The organism is Pseudomonas sp. GW821-FHT02A08, from assembly GCF_059422045.1.
On sequence record NZ_JBWKWD010000007.1, the window covers coordinates 28,919 to 47,386 of the forward strand.

The window sequence follows — 18,468 nt, forward strand, 5'->3', positions numbered from 1 at the left end:
TTAACTGTAAACCCCCAGTGTCAAAAAAACCTGGAAAATTTCGCCAGCGGTCTTCAAAACAGCGTTGCGGTGTCGATACAGGGCTTTAGATGGGTCGTCTTAGCCTGAAATTTCCCGTTTCATTACGCCTATGCCAAACTAACCCGCATATAGACAAGGTGAAAACTCTCTAATGGCCGATTGGCAGTCCCTCGATCCCGAGGCCGCTCGTGAAGCGGAAAAATATGAAAACCCTATTCCTAGCCGCGAACTGATCCTTCAGCACCTTGCTGATCGAGGTTCGCCCGCTAACCGCGAGCAGCTGGTCGAAGAGTTTGGTCTGACCACGGAAGACCAGATCGAAGCCCTGCGCCGCCGCCTGCGCGCCATGGAGCGCGATGCTCAACTCATCTATACCCGTCGTGGCACTTATGCGCCGGTGGACAAGCTCGACCTGATCCTGGGGCGCATCAGCGGTCACCGCGATGGCTTCGGCTTTCTGGTGCCGGACGACGGCAGCGACGACCTGTTCATGAGCCCGGCGCAGATGCGTCTGGTGTTCGACGGTGACCGTGCCCTGGCCCGGGTTTCCGGCCTGGACCGTCGTGGTCGCCGCGAAGGCATGATCGTCGAAGTGGTGTCACGCGCTCACGAAACCATCGTCGGCCGCTACTTCGAAGAGGGCGGCATCGGTTTCGTGGTTGCCGACAATCCGAAGATCCAGCAGGAAGTGCTGGTGACGCCAGGTCGTAACGCCAACGCGCAGATCGGTCAGTTCGTCGAAGTGAAGATCACTCACTGGCCGACGCCACGCTTCCAGCCGCAAGGTGACGTGGTTGAAGTCGTGGGCAACTACATGGCGCCGGGCATGGAAATCGATGTCGCCCTGCGTACCTACGACATTCCTCATGTCTGGCCTGACGCCGTGCTCAAGGAAGCCGGCAAGCTCAAGCCGGAAGTCGAAGAGAAAGACAAAGAGAAGCGCATCGACCTGCGTCATCTGCCGTTCGTCACCATCGACGGCGAAGATGCCCGCGACTTCGACGATGCGGTCTATTGCGAAGCCCGTCCGGGCAAGCTGCGCCTGTTCTCGGGCGGCTGGAAGCTGTACGTGGCGATTGCCGACGTATCCAGCTACGTGAAGCTCGGTTCGGCGCTGGATGCCGAAGCGCAGGTTCGCGGCAACTCGGTGTACTTCCCCGAACGCGTGATCCCGATGCTGCCTGAGCAACTGTCCAACGGATTGTGCTCGCTGAACCCGCAAGTCGATCGCCTGGCCATGGTTTGCGAGATGACCATCTCCAAATCCGGCGAAATGACCGACTACTGCTTCTACGAAGCGGTGATCCACTCCCATGCCCGTCTGACCTACAACAAGGTCAGCGCCATGCTGGAAACGCCGAAAGCCACCGAAGGGCGCAAGCTGCGCGGTGAATACACCGACGTTGTGCCGCACCTCAAGCAGCTGTACTCGCTGTACAAGGTATTGCTGGCGGCCCGTCACGTTCGTGGCGCGATCGATTTCGAGACCCAGGAAACCCGGATCATCTTCGGTTCCGAGCGCAAGATTGCCGAAATCCGTCCGACCGTACGCAACGATGCACACAAGCTGATCGAGGAATGCATGCTGGCGGCCAACGTTGCCACCGCCGAATTCCTGAAGAAACACGAAATCCCTGCGTTGTACCGCGTTCACGATGGTCCGCCACCGGAGCGACTGGAAAAGCTGCGCGCTTTCCTCGGCGAGCTCGGCCTGTCCCTGCACAAAGGCAAGGACGGCCCATCGCCGAAGGATTATCAGGCACTGCTGGCCGGTATCAAGGATCGCCCGGATTTCCACCTGATCCAGACCGTCATGCTGCGTTCGTTGAGCCAGGCGGTGTACAGCGCCGATAACCAGGGCCACTTCGGCCTGAATTACGAGGCGTACACGCACTTCACTTCGCCGATCCGCCGCTACCCGGACTTGCTCACGCACCGGGCGATTCGCAGTGTGATCCATTCGAAGCAGGACACCCCGCACGTTCGTCGTGCCGGTGCGATGACTATTCCGAAGGCGCGCATCTATCCGTACGACGAAGCGGCCCTGGAGCAGCTCGGCGAGCAGTGCTCGATGAGCGAGCGCCGTGCCGACGAAGCGACCCGCGATGTAGTGAACTGGCTCAAGTGCGAGTTCATGAAAGACCGCGTGGGCGAATCGTTCCCGGGTGTGATCACCGCCGTGACCGGTTTTGGCCTGTTCGTCGAGCTTACAGACATTTATGTCGAAGGCCTGGTGCACGTTACTGCGCTACCGGGCGATTACTACCACTTCGATCCTGTGCACCACCGCCTGGCCGGTGAGCGCACCGGTCGCAGCTTCCGCCTGGGCGACACTGTTGAAGTGCGAGTCATGCGCGTCGACCTTGACGAGCGCAAGATCGACTTCGAGATGGCTGAAAAAACCATCAGTGCACCGATCGGCCGTAAAAAACGCGGTACCGAAAGTGCAGCGCCTGCAGCGAAAGTTGAAGCAGAGCCTGCCCCGGCGAAAACCGGCCGTCGTCCTGCCAAGGAAAAGGCTGTGGAAGCCTATCGCCCGAGCGACGCGGCGGCGAAAAACGCCGAAGTGCGCAAAAGCCGTGAAATGAAACAGGCGTTGCTCGCCGGTGCGAAAAGCGGCGGTAAAGCGGCGTCTGGGGGAAAGACCAGTCGGTCGACGCCTGACAAGGCCGTCGGCGGCAAGCCAGCCAAACCGAGCAAACATCGTAAAGGCCCGCCAAAAGCGGGCTCGGCTCCAGCCAAGAGTGGCGGGGCGCGTAAACCTAAGGCCAAGCCATGAGTCAGTTGGAAAAGATCTACGGCGTGCATGCCGTAGAAGCGTTGTTGCGTCACCACCCGAAACGCGTGAAGCAGATCTGGTTGGCCGAAGGTCGCAATGACCCTCGGGTCCAGACGCTGATCGAGTTGGCGAACGAAAACCGGGTCCAGGTCGGCCAGGCCGAGCGCCGTGAAATGGACGCCTGGGTTGAAGGCGTGCACCAGGGTGTGGTCGCGGACGTGAGTCCGAGCCAGGTCTGGGGCGAGGCGATGCTCGACGAGCTGCTCGATCGCACCGACGGCGCGCCGTTGTTGCTGGTGCTCGACGGCGTGACCGATCCCCATAACCTCGGCGCCTGCCTGCGTTCGGCCGATGCGGCGGGTGCGCTGGCAGTGATCGTGCCGAAGGACAAGTCGGCGACCCTGACTCCGGTTGTACGAAAAATCGCCTGCGGCGCCGCGGAAGTGATTCCGCTGGTTGCCGTGACCAACCTGGCGCGCACCCTGGAAAAGCTCCAGCAGCGCGGCTTGTGGGTTGTCGGCACGGCCGGTGAGGCTGAGGTCAGCCTGTATGACCAGGATCTGACCGGCCCGACCATCCTGATCATGGGCGCCGAAGGCAAGGGCATGCGTCGCCTGACCCGCGAGCATTGCGACTACCTGGTGAACCTGCCGATGGCAGGTAGCGTCAGCAGTCTCAACGTTTCCGTGGCGACCGGTGTTTGCTTGTTCGAAGCGCAGCGTCAGCGTAGCGTCAAGGCCAAGGCTGCCGCCAAGAAGTCCTGATCCAGTTGCAGTCCCTGTGGGAGCGGGCTTGCTCGCGAATGCGGTACGACATTCAACATCTTTGCTGAATGTTACTCCGCTTTCGCGAGCAAGCCCGCTCCCACAGTGTTTTGTGGTGAGGGAAAGATTGGGGGGCTGTTCAAATATTCACCAATTACCTTGCGCCTCCCTCGCCCCTTCTCTACAATTGCGCCCCTTGCTGTGATGGCAGGCACCAACGTGTCTAGCGTCCACAAGTCCATAAGTGTCATTCACTCCTTGTCTGACCGCTTTTGAGCGGCAGGCTACAACCCGTAAGGAGCATTCATGCGTCATTACGAAATCATCTTTTTGGTCCACCCGGATCAAAGCGAGCAAGTCGGCGGCATGGTTGAGCGTTACACCAAGCTGATCGAAGAAGACGGCGGCAAAATCCACCGTCTGGAAGATTGGGGCCGTCGTCAACTGGCCTACGCAATCAACAATGTTCACAAGGCTCACTACGTGATGCTGAACGTTGAGTGCACTGGCAAGGCCCTGGCCGAGCTGGAAGACAACTTCCGCTACAACGATGCAGTGATCCGTAACCTGGTCATCCGTCGCGACGAAGCCGTTACCGGCCAGTCCGAGATGCTCAAGGCTGAAGAAAACCGCAGTGAGCGCCGTGAGCGTCGCGACCGTCCTGAGCACGAAGGCGCTGAAAGCGCTGATAGTGATGACAGCGACAACAGCGATAACGCTGACGAGTAATCCACGGACCTTTTAAGGAGCCAATTACATGGCACGTTTCTTCCGTCGTCGTAAATTCTGCCGCTTCACCGCTGAAGACGTGAAAGAGATCGATTACAAAGATCTCAACACTCTGAAAGCCTACGTATCCGAGACCGGCAAAATCGTTCCAAGCCGCATCACCGGTACCAAAGCTCGTTATCAGCGTCAGCTGGCCACCGCTATCAAGCGCGCCCGCTTCCTGGCCCTGCTGGCCTACACCGACAGCCACGGCCGCTGAGACCGGGCAGTCGACACGTAGCAAAGGATTGAATGCATGCGGGCCATAGCTGAGTTCATCATGCGCGGCCGTATGCAGGCCACTCTCGTAGTGGCTGGATGCGCGGCATTGCCGTTGTTGTATTGGTTGGGTGCTGCCGCCGGATGCCTTGTGCTCCTGCGGCGCGGATTGAGGGACGCCCTGGGCGTTCTTGCTCTGGGACTGCTGCCGGCATTGGCCTGGTGGCTGTACTCCGACGACCCACGGGCACTTCTGGTGCTGCTGGGGTCTGCGAGCCTTGCGTTGGTTTTGCGCGCAAGCGAGTCCTGGAACCGCGTGCTGCTGGTCAGCATAGCGATGGGAGTGGTGTTTTCAGTGGTGTTGGGGACAGCTTTTGCTCCCCAGATCGAGATGCTGGCGCAGGCTTTGATCAAAGTCATGCCGTCGCTACTCGGCGATGTCTACCAGAAGTTGTCGGTAGACGAACAAGCGCGTTTCGCGTCCCTGATTGCACCGGTCCTGACCGGCCTGATTGCGGCATTGTTGCAAATCGTCAGCTTGCTGAGCCTGCTTGTCGGGCGCTACTGGCAGGCGTTGTTGTACAACCCGGGCGGTTTTGGTCGCGAGTTTCGCGCTATCCGCCTCCCGCTGTTGCCGGCGATGTTGCTGCTGGCGTGCATGCTTCTGGGGCCGAATCTCGGTTCACAGATGGCCATGTTGACGCCGTTGTGCAGCGTACCGCTGGTGTTCGCCGGGCTGGCCCTGATTCACGGGTTGGTGGCGCAGAAGCGACTGGCCAGGTTCTGGCTGGTGGGGTTGTACGTGACGCTGTTGCTGTTCATGCAACTGATCTATCCGTTGCTGGTGGTCCTGGCCATCGTCGACAGCCTGATTGATTTTCGCGGTCGTTCGGCACCGAAAGATGCCGATAACGCGAACGGTGAAGGTTAAAAGTTAAGAGGATTTTCACATGCAACTGATCCTTCTGGAAAAAGTCACCAACCTGGGCAACCTGGGTGACAAAGTGAACGTTAAGGCTGGTTACGGTCGTAACTACCTGCTGCCTTACGGCAAAGCTACCGCTGCGACCCCAGCCAACCTGGCTGCGTTCGAAGAGCGTCGCGCTGAGCTGGAAAAAGCTGCAGCAGATCGCAAAGCATCGGCTGAAAGCCGCGCTGCCCAACTGGCCGAGCTGGAAGTGACCATCACTGCCACCGCTGGCGACGAAGGCAAGCTGTTCGGTTCGATCGGTACTCACGACATCGCTGATGCACTGACCGCCTCCGGCGTTGAAGTGCAGAAGAGCGAAGTTCGTCTGCCGAACGGCACCATCCGCAACGTAGGCGAATTCGACGTAGCCGTGCACCTGCACGCCGAAGTTGAAGCCACCGTACGCGTTGTCGTGGTAGCAGCTTAAGCAGCACTTGTCGGCTGGCACCCTCGGGTGCTTGCCGGTAACATCGGGCACGATCCTGTTTACAGGTCGTGCCCTTTGTCTTTCTGGCATCCCAGTTTTTACATTCCTGCTTTCCAAAAAAAACCAAGTGGCCATGAACGAAATCTTAGCTCCCGAGCAATACGACCTGCAAACCGCCGCGCTGAAGGTGCCGCCGCATTCCATCGAAGCCGAACAGGCTGTACTCGGTGGTCTGATGCTGGACAACAACGCCTGGGAGCGCGTGCTCGATCAAGTCTCCGACGGCGATTTCTATCGACATGACCACCGCCTGATTTTCCGTGCGATCGCCAAGCTGGCCGATCAGAACATGCCGATCGACGTCGTGACCCTGTCCGAGCAACTGGACAAGGAAGGTCAGACTTCACAGGTTGGCGGTCTCGGTTACTTGGGCGAACTGGCGAAAAACACCCCGTCCGTCGCCAACATCAAGGCCTATGCGCAGATCGTTCGCGAGCGGGCGACGTTGCGCCAGTTGATCGGTATCAGTACCGAGATTGCCGACAGCGCGTTCAACCCTGAAGGTCGCACTGCCGCCGAGATTCTCGACGAAGCCGAACGCCAGATCTTCCAGATCGCCGAGGCCCGGCCAAAAACCGGTGGCCCGGTGGGCGTCAACGACCTGCTGACCAAGGCCATCGACCGCATCGACACCTTGTTCAACACCGACAACGCCATCACTGGCCTGTCCACGGGCTACACCGACCTCGACGAGAAGACCAGCGGCCTGCAACCGTCCGACCTGATCATCGTCGCCGGCCGTCCATCCATGGGTAAAACCACCTTTGCGATGAACCTTGTGGAAAACGCCGTGTTGCGCAGCGAGAAGGCGGTTCTGGTTTACTCGCTGGAGATGCCAGGCGAATCGCTGATCATGCGTATGCTGTCTTCCCTGGGCCGTATCGACCAGACCAAGGTGCGTTCCGGTCAGCTTGAAGACGACGACTGGCCACGCCTGACCTCGGCGGTCAACCTGCTCAACGACCGCAAGCTGTTCATCGACGATACCGCCGGCATCAGCCCGTCGGAAATGCGTGCCCGGACCCGCCGTCTGGTGCGTGAGCACGGCGATGTCGGCCTGATCATGATCGACTACCTGCAACTGATGCAGATCCCGGGCTCCAGTGGTGACAACCGGACCAACGAGATTTCCGAGATCTCCCGATCCCTCAAAGCCCTGGCCAAGGAATTCAACTGCCCGGTGGTGGCGCTCTCGCAGCTCAACCGCTCCCTGGAGCAGCGTCCGAACAAGCGCCCGGTGAACTCCGACTTGCGGGAATCCGGAGCGATCGAGCAGGACGCCGACGTGATCATGTTCGTTTACCGCGACGAGGTGTATCACCCGGAGACCGAGCACAAAGGCATTGCCGAAATCATCATCGGCAAGCAGCGGAACGGGCCGATCGGCTTTATCCGCCTGGCCTTTATCGGTAAATACACCCGATTCGAGAACCTGGCGCCGGGCAGCTACAACTTCGACGACGACGAATAATTTTCGTTGTCTCAGCGGGCCCCATCGCGGGCAAGCCCGCTCCCACAGTGATTTATGGTGTACCTGCTATTTTTGGTATCACCCAGAATCCTGTGGGAACGGGCTTGCCCGCGATGGGGTCGTCGCAATTTCCGACCACAGCCGTCGGAATTGGTCAAAATTTGTGCTATATTCCGCGCCCGCGAAATTCAATGAAAGCCAACACCGGTTATCGACATGCAAGCAGCCAAGCCGTTATTTGACTATCCCAAGTACTGGGCCGAATGTTTCGGGCCAGCGCCGTTCCTGCCCATGAGCAGGGAGGAGATGGATCAGCTCGGCTGGGATTCCTGCGACATCATCATCGTGACAGGTGATGCCTACGTCGATCACCCGTCGTTCGGCATGGCGATCATCGGCCGGCTGCTGGAGTCCCAGGGCTTCCGCGTCGGGATCATTGCCCAGCCGAACTGGCAGTCCAAAGACGATTTCATGAAGCTCGGCGAGCCGAACCTGTTCTTCGGTGTCGCGGCCGGCAACATGGACTCGATGATCAACCGCTACACCGCCGACAAGAAAATCCGTTCCGATGACGCCTATACGCCTGGTGGCCTGGCCGGCAAGCGTCCGGACCGCGCCAGCCTGGTCTACAGCCAGCGCTGCAAGGAAGCCTACAAGCACGTGCCGATCGTGCTCGGCGGCATCGAAGCGTCACTGCGCCGCATCGCGCATTACGATTACTGGCAGGACCGGGTGCGTAACTCGATCCTGATCGACGCCAGCGCCGACATCCTGCTCTACGGCAACGCCGAACGTGCGATTGTCGAGGTCGCCCAGCGTCTGTCCTACGGTCACAAGATCGAAGACATCACCGATGTGCGCGGCACCGCGTTCATTCGTCGCGACACGCCGCAAGGCTGGTACGAAGTCGACTCCACGCGCATCGACCGTCCGGGCAAGATCGACAAGATCATCAACCCGTACGTGAACACCCAGGACACCCAGGCCTGCGCCATCGAGCAGGAGAAGGGCTCGGTTGACGATCCGCAGGAAGCCAAGGTCGTGCAGATCCTGGCCAGCCCGCGCATGACCCGCGACAAGACCGTGATTCGCCTGCCGTCGGTGGAAAAGGTCCGTAACGACGCGGTGCTCTACGCCCACGCCAACCGCGTGCTGCACCTGGAAACCAACCCGGGCAACGCCCGCGCACTGGTGCAGAAGCATGGCGAAGTGGACGTCTGGTTCAACCCGCCACCGATTCCGATGACCACCGAAGAAATGGACTACGTGTTCGGCATGCCTTATGCGCGCATTCCGCACCCGGCGTACGGCAAGGAGAAGATCCCGGCCTACGACATGATCCGCTTCTCGGTGAACATCATGCGTGGCTGCTTCGGCGGCTGCACCTTCTGCTCGATCACCGAGCACGAAGGCCGGATCATCCAGAACCGTTCCCACGAGTCGATCATTCGCGAAATCGAAGAGATTCGTGACAAGGTCCCGGGCTTTACCGGCGTGATCTCCGACCTCGGCGGCCCGACCGCGAACATGTACCGCATCGCCTGCAAAAGCCCGGAAATCGAATCCGCGTGCCGCAAGCCATCATGCGTGTTCCCCGGTATCTGCCCGAACCTGAACACCGACCATTCGGCGCTGATCCAGTTGTACCGCAGCGCCCGTGAGTTGCCGGGTGTGAAGAAGATCCTGATCGCCTCCGGCTTGCGCTATGACCTGGCGGTCGAATCGCCGGAGTACGTCAAGGAACTGGTGACTCACCACGTCGGTGGTTACCTGAAGATCGCCCCGGAACACACCGAGGAAGGTCCGCTCAACCAGATGATGAAACCGGGCATCGGCAGCTATGACAAGTTCAAGCGCATGTTCGAGAAGTACTCCAAGGAAGCGGGCAAGGAGCAGTACCTGATTCCGTACTTCATCGCCGCCCACCCGGGCACCACCGATGAAGACATGATGAATCTGGCCCTGTGGCTCAAGGGCAACGGCTTCCGTGCCGACCAGGTGCAGGCGTTCTACCCGTCGCCGATGGCCACCGCCACCGCGATGTATCACTCGGGCAAGAATCCGCTGCGCAAGGTCACCTACAAGAGTGACGCGGTGACTATCGTCAAGAGCGAGGAGCAGCGCCGCCTGCACAAGGCGTTCTTGCGTTATCACGACCCGAAAGGCTGGCCGATGCTGCGTGAGGCTCTGACCCGCATGGGCCGCGCCGATCTGATCGGGCCGGGCAAGAACCAGTTGATTCCTTTGCATCAGCCGTCGACTGACAGCTACCAGAGTGCCCGTCGCAAGAACTCGACGCCGGCCGGCAGCCACAAGGTTGCAGGGGAAAAGACCACCAAGATCCTGACCCAGCACACCGGCCTGCCACCGCGCGCCAGCGATGGCGGCAACCCGTGGGACAAGCGTGAACAGGCCAAGGCTGCGGCGTTCGCCCGTAACCAGCAGGCGGCCAAGGAGCGCAAGGACGCGGCCAAGGGCAAGGGCCCCAAGCCGACCCGCAAACCGGTCGTGCCGCGCTAAGCCTCGCTTGAGCTGAACAGAACGCCAACCTTCGGGTTGGCGTTTTGCATTTCAGGGTTTAACCATTTGTGCTGGGGCCACTGGCCTCTTCGCGGGCAAGCCCGCTCCCACAGGTTTAGAGGCGTTCGCAAAATTTGTATTCGACTCGGACACTGTGGGAGCGGGCTTGCTCGCGAAGGGGTCGACTCAGGCGACGACTTCGTAGCTGACTGCCACATATACGTGCAATCGCCTTCAACCATTTCCCTGCATCGCCCGATTTTGGTGCTGTACTGCCTCAGGCAACCGAAGAAAGCGCCAGCACTTGCTGAATGGCATAAGTCTTGCGCGCTTTCCCATACGCTCAAGGCTCGCAGGAGGCACGCCGTGTCGATTCATGTCGCATTGCACCACGTCACGCATTACCGCTATGACCGCGCTGTCGAACTCGGCCCGCAGATCGTTCGCCTGCGTCCCGCCGCTCACAGCCGCACGCGGATTCTGTCCTATGCGCTGAAAGTCTCCCCCGCACAGCACTTCATCAACTGGCAGCAGGACCCTCAGGGCAATTACCTGGCGCGGTTGGTGTTCCCGGAAAAAACCGAAGAATTGCGAATTGAGGTCGATCTGCTGGCAGAGATGGCGATCTTCAATCCGTTCGACTTCTTCCTTGAACCCTACGCGGAAAAAATCCCCTTCGCCTATGCCGCCGATGAACGCAAGGAGTTGGCGCCGTACCTGGAAACCCTGCCCCTGACGCCGAAGTTCAAGGCCTATCTGGACGGCATCGACCGTACACCGTTGCCCGCCGTGGACTTTCTTGTCGCGCTCAACCAGCGCCTGAGTGAAGACATCGACTACCTGATCCGCATGGAGCCCGGCGTACAAACGCCTGAATACACCCTCGACCAGGCTTCCGGGTCGTGCCGCGATTCCGCGTGGTTGCTGGTGCAACTACTGCGCAACCTGGGGCTGGCGGCGCGTTTCGTGTCGGGTTACCTGATCCAGCTGACCGCCGACGTTAAAAGTCTCGACGGTCCGTCCGGCACCGAGGTGGATTTCACCGACCTGCACGCTTGGTGCGAGGTGTACTTGCCCGGCGCCGGCTGGATCGGCCTGGATGCGACTTCCGGGCTGTTTGCCGGTGAAGGACATATTCCGTTGGCCTGTAGTCCCGATCCGTCCTCTGCGGCACCGATCAGTGGCTTGGTGGAACCCTGCGAGTGCGAATTCAGCCACGAAATGTCCGTGGAGCGGATTTGGGAGGCGCCTCGAGTTACCAAGCCCTATACCGACGATCAGTGGCTGGCGATCCAGGCACTCGGCCGGCAGATCGATGCCGACTTGCTGGAAGGCGATGTGCGCCTGACCATGGGTGGCGAGCCGACCTTTGTGTCCATCGATGACCCGGACGGCGCCGAGTGGAACACCGCCGCACTGGGACCGGATAAACGACGGTTGTCCGCCGAACTGTTCCAGCGTATGCGCAAACACTACGCGCCCCAGGGGCTGGTGCATTTCGGGCAGGGCAAGTGGTATCCCGGCGAGCAACTGCCACGCTGGTCGCTCAATTGCTATTGGCGCCGTGACGGCGTGCCGATCTGGCACAACAGCGCGCTGATCGCCGACGAGCAGGAAGACTATGGCGCCGACGGAGCACTGGCCGGGCGTTTTCTGGCGAGTGTCGCCGAACGCCTGAAGATTCCGACACGCTTTGTGTTTGCGGCCTACGAAGACAATTTCTATTACCTCTGGCGCGAAGGCATGCTGCCGCAAAACGTCAGCGCCGAAGACTCACGTCTGGAGGAGCCTTTGGAGCGTGAGCGTTTGCGCAAGGTCTTCAGTCAAGGCTTGGGCAAGGTCATCGGCCAGGTCCTGCCGCTGGCGCGCACCGCCAAGGGCGATCAGTGGCAGAGCGGGCGCTGGTATCTGCGCGACGAGCACTGCCGTCTGGTGCCGGGGGACTCGCCGCTGGGTTATCGCTTGCCGCTGGGGTCACAGCCTTGGGTGAAAGCGGCGGAATATCCGTTCATCCATGCGCAGGACCCGAATCAAGACTTCCCGCCGCTGCTCGATACCGAGCAACTGCAAAGCCAAGGCGCAGCTGCCGAGGTGCAGGAGCGCGCACCGAAGATCGACGAATCCGCCGACTGGTTGACCCGTACCGCTTTCTGCGCAGAAGCACGGGATGGCCGGTTGTATCTATTCATGCCGCCGCTGGAGCGGGTCGAGGATTACCTCGAACTGGTCGCTGCCATCGAAGCCACCGCCGAAGAGCTGATGTGCCCGGTGTTGCTGGAGGGCTATGAGCCGCCGAGCGATCCGCGCCTGAGCAACTTGCGCATCACTCCGGATCCGGGGGTGATCGAGGTCAACGTGCAGCCGTCCGCGACCTGGGATGAGTTGGTCGAGCGCACCGAATTCCTCTACGAACAAGCGCGCCAGACCCGACTGACCACTGAGAAATTCATGATCGACGGCCGGCATACCGGCACGGGCGGCGGTAACCATTTCGTGCTGGGTGGGGCGACTCCGGGCGACTCGCCGTTTCTGCGTCGTCCGGATCTGTTGCGCAGCCTGATCAGCTACTGGCATAACCACCCGTCCTTGTCCTACCTGTTTTCCGGATTGTTCATCGGCCCGACGTCCCAGGCGCCCCGTGTCGATGAAGCGCGCAACGATGCCTTGTACGAACTGGAAATCGCCTTCGCACAGATGCCGCAACCGGGTGAGGCATGCCCGCCATGGCTGGTGGATCGACTATTGCGCAATCTGCTGATCGATGTGACCGGAAACACCCACCGCGCAGAGTTCTGCATCGACAAACTCTATTCGCCGGACTGTGCCACCGGGCGCCTCGGATTGCTGGAGCTGCGTGCGTTCGAGATGCCGCCCCATGCGCGCATGAGCCTGGCGCAACAACTGTTGCTGCGGGCGCTGGTCGCGCGGTTCTGGCGCGAACCCTATGCGCCGCCGAAGCTGGCGCGCTGGGGCACTGAGCTGCACGATCGCTTCCTGTTGCCGCACTTTATCGAGCAAGACTTCGCCGATGTCATCGTCGACCTCAACGCCGCCGGTTATCCGGTGCGGGCCGAGTGGTTCGCCGCGCATCTCGAGTTCCGTTTCCCCAAGGTTGGCGACTACGCCGTCAGTGGCATTGCGCTGGAACTGCGCCAGGCGCTCGAGCCCTGGCACGTGCTGGGTGAAGAGGGCGCCATGGGCGGCACGGTGCGTTACGTGGATTCGTCGCTGGAGCGCTTGCAGGTCAAGCTCAGCGGCTTGCCACCCCAGCGTTATCTGCTGACCTGCAACGGCATTCCGGTGCCATTGCAGCCCACCGGGCGTGTAGGCGAATTCGTCGCGGGCGTGAGATTTCGTGCCTGGCAACCGGCCAACTGTCTGCAACCGACCATCCCGGTCCATGCGCCCCTGGTGTTCGACCTGCTCGACACCTGGATGCAGCGCTCGCTGGGCGGTTGCCAGTACCACGTCGCCCATCCGGGCGGGCGCAACTACGACAGCTTGCCGGTGAACGCCAATGAGGCGGAGAGCCGGCGAATGGCGCGTTTTTTCCGCATCGGACACACGCCAGGGAAACTTCCTATACCCAATATGGAAATCAGCGACGAGCTGCCAATGACACTCGATTTGCGACGTTTCTAAACCGTACGCGACGCTCGGATTTTTCGTATATCCGGGTATCACGAGCCTGCGTTAGTCTGACCGTTCATTGCTGTCTGCCGAGCTTTCCATGCCTGACCTGCTAGACCGCTACCCGCTGACGGCGGGCACCTATCACGAACTGCTCGACGACAGTGGCGCCGTGCGCCCGCACTGGCGCCGGCTGTTCGAGCAGTTGCAACGCAGCACGCCGGCACAACTGGTGCAGCGTCAGGCTCTGCTTACCCGGCAGATTCAGGAAAACGGCGTTACCTATAACGTCTATGCCGACCCCAAGGGCGCGGACCGGCCGTGGGAGCTGGACCTGCTGCCCCATGTCATCGCGGCTGACGAGTGGCAACAGTTGTCGGCCGGCATCGCTCAGCGGGCGCGCTTGCTCAATGCCGTGCTGGCTGACCTTTACGGGCCGCAACGGCTGATTGCCGAAGGTCTGCTGCCCGCCGAGCTGGTGTTCGGTCACAACAACTTCCTTTGGCCCTGCCAGGGCATCAGCCCGCCCGACGGAGCCTTTCTGCATCTGTATGCCGTGGATCTGGCGCGCACACCCGATGGCCGCTGGTGGGTGACGGCGGACCGTACCCAGGCGCCGTCTGGTGCGGGGTATGCGCTCGAAAACCGTACCATCGTGTCCCGGGCGTTTCCCGAGCTGTACCGTGATTTGAAGGTGCAACACCTGGCCGGGTTCTTCCGCACCTTGCAGGAAACCCTGGCCCGTCAGGCCCCGAGTGACGGCGACGCGCCGTTGGTGGTGCTGCTGACACCGGGGCGTTTCAACGAAAGCTATTTTGAACATCTGTATCTGGCTCGCCAGCTCGGTTATCCGCTGGTGGAGGGCGGCGACCTGACGGTGCGCGATGCCACGGTCTACCTGAAGACCCTGAGTGGCCTGCGTCGGGTTCACGCGATCATGCGTCGGCTCGACGATGATTTCTGCGACCCGCTGGAACTGCGTACCGACTCAGCCCTCGGCGTGCCGGGCCTGCTGGAAGCCGTGCGGCAAGGGCGGGTGCTGGTGGCCAACGCCCTCGGCAGCGGAGTGCTGGAATCCCCCGGTTTATTGGGTTTCCTGCCGAAGATCAATCAATTCCTGTTTGGCGAAGAACTGATCCTGCCATCCATCGCCACCTGGTGGTGCGGTGAAGCGCCGGTTCTGGCCCAGGCCCTGGAGAAACTTCCGGAGTTGCTGATCAAGCCGGCGTTTCCGTCCCAGAGCTTTGCGCCGGTATTTGGCCGTGATTTGAGCGAAAAGCAGCGGCAGGAACTCGCCGAGCGCATGCAGGCGCGTCCATACGCCTATGTGGCGCAAGAACTCGCACAATTGTCCCAGGCGCCGATCTGGCAAGCCGAAGACGGTCAACTGCAACCCCGTGCCATCGGCATGCGCGTGTATGCGGTGGCCAGCCGTGAGGGTTATCGGGTTTTGCCCGGCGGCTTGACCCGGGTCGCCGCCCAAGCCGATGCCGAAGTGGTGTCGATGCAGCGCGGCGGCGCCAGCAAGGACACCTGGGTACTGGGCGAGCGTGCGCCCAGTGGCGAACAATGGAAGGCCCAGCGCAACATTGGTGTGTATGACCTGGTGCGACGCGATCCGTACCTGCCGTCGCGGGTGGTGGAAAACCTGTTCTGGTTCGGTCGTTACTGCGAGCGTTGCGACGACAGCGCCCGTTTGCTGCGCATCATGCTGGCGCGCTATGTCGACGGCGACGACCCGCAAGCCCTGCAGGCAGCGGTGGATCTCGGCGAACGGCTGATGTTGCTGCCCGAGGAGGGCGAGTTGCCGGAGCGCCTGTTGGCGGCGTTGCTCGGCGATGACTGGCCGTTCAGCCTGCGTTCCAACCTGCAACGCTTGCAGTGGGCCGCTTCACAGGTGCGCGGCAAGCTCTCGCGGGAAAACTGGCAGGCGCTGGTGGAGTTGCAGCGTGAAGCCATGGAGCTGGAAACCGAAGAGCCGGATTTCGGCGAGTTGCTGGATTTCCTCAACCGTCTGGTGATGTCCCTGGCGGCGCTGTCCGGCTTTGCCCTGGACGACATGACCCGGGACGAAGGCTGGCGTTTCCTGATGATTGGCCGGAGGATCGAGCGTCTGCAGTTTCTCAGCGGCAGCCTGGCGGCGTTCCTGCGGGGAGCCGGGGCTTTCGATCAGGCCGGGCTGGAATGGCTGCTGGAACTGGGCAACAGCAGCATCACCTACCGTTCTCGCTACCTGGCGGTGGCGCAATTGATCCCCGTGCTCGACCTGCTATTGCTCGACGAGCAGAACCCTCACGCCGTGTTGTTCCAGTTGAAGCTGGTGACCCGTACCCTCAAACGCCTCTGCGATGACTTTGGCGTGCCGCGTGAAGCAGCGTTGCCGCAATTGGTCGAGCGTCTGGCGCAATTCGATCTGGGCTGCCTGGAAAACCCGCTGTTCGGCGACGCCAGTGTTCGCGCCGCCATCGAGGGGCTGGCCGCGCTGCTGCAAGAGATCGCCGACGCCAGCGGGCTGGTTTCCGATCGCCTGGCGCTGCGACATTTCGCCCATGTCGACGATGTCAGCCAGCGCACGGTGTCTGTCTGATGAGCGCCCACTACCAGATTTTCCACGACACCCATTATCACTACGACAGCCCGGTGTCCCTGGCCCAGCAACTGGCGCATTTGTGGCCACGGCCTTGTGCCTGGCAGCGCTGCACCGACCGGCAATTGCAGATCAGCCCGCGGCCGACCTCGCGTCGCGATGAACTGGATGTGTTCGGTAATCCGCTGACCCGGCTGGCGTTCGAGCGTCCCCACGACGAATTGCTGGTCAACGCCAGCCTGACCATTGAAGTGCTGCCCCGGCCTGCGTTGGACTTCAATCTGTCACCCGCGTGGGAAGACACCCGTAGCGCGCTGACCTACAGCAGCCAACCGCTGTCGCCTGAAATGCTCGAAGCCTGCCGATACCGGTTTGAATCGCCGTATGTGCATTTGAAGAGAAACTTCGTCGAGTTTTCCGAGAGCTGCTTCCCGGCGGGTCGACCGCTGCTGCTCGGCGTGCAGGCGCTGATGGAGAAAATCTTCAGCGAGTTCACCTTCGATGCCGAAGCGACCCAGGTGGCCACACCGCTGGTGGAGGTGCTGGAGCGCCGGCGCGGGGTCTGCCAGGACTTTGCTCACCTGATGCTCGCTTGCGTGCGTTCCCGTGGATTGGCCGCGCGGTACATCAGCGGCTACTTGCTGACCCAGCCACCGCCGGGGCAGCCACGGCTGATCGGTGCTGATGCGTCCCACGCCTGGGTTTCGGTGTTTTGCCCGGTGCTGGGATGGGTGGATTTCGATCCGACCAACAATGTGCAACCGGCACTGGAGCACATCACCCTGGCCTGGGGACGGGATTTTTCCGATGTGTCGCCGTTGCGGGGGGTGATTCTGGGAGGAGGGAACCACGACCCGGAAGTTCGGGTAACCGTGATGCCACTGGAATAACAACGATCAAAATGTGGGAGCGGGCTTGCTCGCGAAGACGGAGTATCAGGCAACATCATTTTTGGATGTGAAACCGCTTTCGCGAGCAAGCCCGCTCCCACAGGGAACTGCATTTTGATTCGAGAGTGGGGAGTCATACGATTGGCCTGTGAGGGTCGGCAGCAAAGCTGCCAACCCTGGACACAGATCCGGTGGGCCAGATCAGATCAACCGGCCCGGAGGTTCTCAGGCGTCGGGCGCCGAGTCTTTCGGTGCATCAACATCGTCTTCTGCCGCCACTTCTCCCTCAGGGTTCAGTGCCGCTTCTTCAGCTGTAGCTTTCTTGCGCTGAAGCTTTTCCTCTTTCTTCTGCTCCTTGGCCAAGTCTCTCTGACGTTTGGCGAAGGAATAATTAGGTTTAGCCATGGGCGATCCTCTGGGGTCGAAGGTGAGGTTGAGCGGCGCATATTCTGCCCTGTATCGGTGCCGAGCCGTTAGCTGGGTTTTTGCTCGGCCCATTTTGGCGCTACGGACGGTTGCCAGGCATCCAGAGCATCGAGCAGGGTTTGCGGTGATTCGCTCACTTGCAGCATGTCACGGTGCTGGCCGCGAACGAAGCCTTCGCCGACGATGTGATCAAGAAAAGACGTCAATTTGCTGTAGAAACCGTTCACTTCCAGCAAACCCAGCGGTTTGCCATGGTAGCCGAGCTGGCCCCAGGTCCAGACTTCGAACAGTTCTTCGAGGGTGCCAAGGCCGCCGGGCAGCGCGATAAAGGCATCGCTGAGCTCGGCCATCCGCGCCTTTCGCGCGTGCATGCCATCGACGACTTCCAGGCGAGTCAGGCCGCTGTGGCCGATTTCCTTGTCCTTGAGGCTTTGCGGGATGATGCCGATCACTTCACCGCCGGCCGCCAGGGCCGCATCGGCGACGATGCCCATCAGGCCCACGGCGCCACCGCCATACACCAGGGTCAGCTTGCGCTCGGCCAACGCCCGGCCAAGGGCCACGGCGGCTTCGCGGTAAGCCGGGTTGGTGCCGGTGCTGGCACCACAAAATACACAAACAGATGCTAAAGACATGCCTTGCTCCATGGTCGATCACGGCCACAGAGTAAAGGCAGGCGCCCGGCACTCCAAGGGCTAGACTTCGAGTTCTGGCGTTTCGTACGTACCGCTGGCGCCGCAGGCATAGGTGGCGAGCAAGCTGCACAACAGGCTATTGATCGACATGACAGGCGTTCCATTTGAAGGGGGACGGCCTGATGATAGGCCCGGGCCAGACACTTGGCCGGTAGATATTTCGTATCGGTGCCATAGCGCGAAAGTTGTATACAATTTTTGATTCAAGTCATATGAACTTGCGAAGTTTTCAGGCAGTCTT

13 protein-coding genes are annotated in these 18,468 nt (G+C 60.9%); 11 read left to right on the forward strand and 2 right to left on the reverse strand.

What is annotated here, in order from left to right:
- The first annotated feature begins 172 nt into the window (after positions 1-172).
- The 11 genes from rnr (at position 173) to AC07W4_RS07315 (ending at position 17,106) form a co-directional block, all read left to right on the forward strand.
- The gene (gene rnr, locus AC07W4_RS07265) at positions 173-2,800 is read left to right on the forward strand and encodes a ribonuclease R (protein ID WP_495031974.1); all 2,628 of its coding nucleotides are present in this window, start codon (positions 173-175) and stop codon (positions 2,798-2,800) included.
- The gene (rlmB, locus tag AC07W4_RS07270) at positions 2,797-3,564 is read left to right on the forward strand and encodes a 23S rRNA (guanosine(2251)-2'-O)-methyltransferase RlmB (protein ID WP_007973273.1); all 768 of its coding nucleotides are present in this window, start codon (positions 2,797-2,799) and stop codon (positions 3,562-3,564) included. The genes rnr and rlmB overlap by 4 nt, the downstream gene beginning before the upstream one ends.
- A gap of 306 nt (positions 3,565-3,870) precedes the next feature.
- Complete coding sequence (gene rpsF / locus AC07W4_RS07275; RefSeq protein WP_008048087.1) at positions 3,871-4,293, forward strand: 30S ribosomal protein S6; 423 nt, start codon at positions 3,871-3,873, stop codon at positions 4,291-4,293.
- A gap of 28 nt (positions 4,294-4,321) precedes the next feature.
- Positions 4,322-4,552, forward strand: coding sequence for a 30S ribosomal protein S18 (rpsR, locus tag AC07W4_RS07280; protein WP_002551829.1), 231 nt, complete (start codon positions 4,322-4,324; stop codon positions 4,550-4,552).
- 36 nt (positions 4,553-4,588) lie between these two features.
- Positions 4,589-5,482, forward strand: coding sequence for a hypothetical protein (locus tag AC07W4_RS07285; RefSeq protein WP_495031975.1), 894 nt, complete (start codon positions 4,589-4,591; stop codon positions 5,480-5,482).
- Positions 5,483-5,501: 19 nt separating this feature from the next.
- Positions 5,502-5,948 carry a 50S ribosomal protein L9 gene (gene rplI, locus AC07W4_RS07290; RefSeq protein WP_007973276.1) on the forward strand — a complete coding sequence of 149 codons (447 nt, stop codon included), beginning with the start codon at positions 5,502-5,504 and terminating at the stop codon, positions 5,946-5,948.
- A 133-nt stretch (positions 5,949-6,081) separates the two neighbouring features.
- Positions 6,082-7,479, forward strand: a complete 1,398-nt coding sequence (gene dnaB, locus AC07W4_RS07295; RefSeq protein WP_008048089.1) for a replicative DNA helicase — start codon at positions 6,082-6,084, stop codon at positions 7,477-7,479.
- Between the two features lie 216 nt (positions 7,480-7,695).
- The gene (locus AC07W4_RS07300; protein ID WP_495031976.1) at positions 7,696-9,999 is read left to right on the forward strand and encodes a YgiQ family radical SAM protein; all 2,304 of its coding nucleotides are present in this window, start codon (positions 7,696-7,698) and stop codon (positions 9,997-9,999) included.
- Positions 10,000-10,365: 366 nt separating this feature from the next.
- Positions 10,366-13,641: a transglutaminase family protein gene (locus AC07W4_RS07305; RefSeq protein WP_495031977.1), complete on the forward strand. Its 3,276-nt coding sequence runs from the start codon at positions 10,366-10,368 to the stop codon at positions 13,639-13,641.
- An 88-nt stretch (positions 13,642-13,729) separates the two neighbouring features.
- Positions 13,730-16,216 carry a circularly permuted type 2 ATP-grasp protein gene (locus AC07W4_RS07310; RefSeq protein ID WP_495031978.1) on the forward strand — a complete coding sequence of 829 codons (2,487 nt, stop codon included), beginning with the start codon at positions 13,730-13,732 and terminating at the stop codon, positions 16,214-16,216.
- Positions 16,216-17,106, forward strand: a complete 891-nt coding sequence (locus AC07W4_RS07315; protein ID WP_008048096.1) for a transglutaminase family protein — start codon at positions 16,216-16,218, stop codon at positions 17,104-17,106. The genes AC07W4_RS07310 and AC07W4_RS07315 overlap by 1 nt, the downstream gene beginning before the upstream one ends.
- 225 nt (positions 17,107-17,331) lie before the next feature.
- On the opposite strand, the gene AC07W4_RS07320 is transcribed toward AC07W4_RS07315, so the two are convergent.
- Positions 17,332-17,511, reverse strand: a complete 180-nt coding sequence (locus AC07W4_RS07320) for a hypothetical protein (RefSeq protein WP_007973286.1) — start codon at positions 17,509-17,511, stop codon at positions 17,332-17,334.
- A gap of 68 nt (positions 17,512-17,579) precedes the next feature.
- Positions 17,580-18,167, reverse strand: coding sequence for a cytokinin riboside 5'-monophosphate phosphoribohydrolase (locus AC07W4_RS07325; protein ID WP_008048102.1), 588 nt, complete (start codon positions 18,165-18,167; stop codon positions 17,580-17,582).
- Between the last annotated feature and the right edge of the window lie 301 nt (positions 18,168-18,468).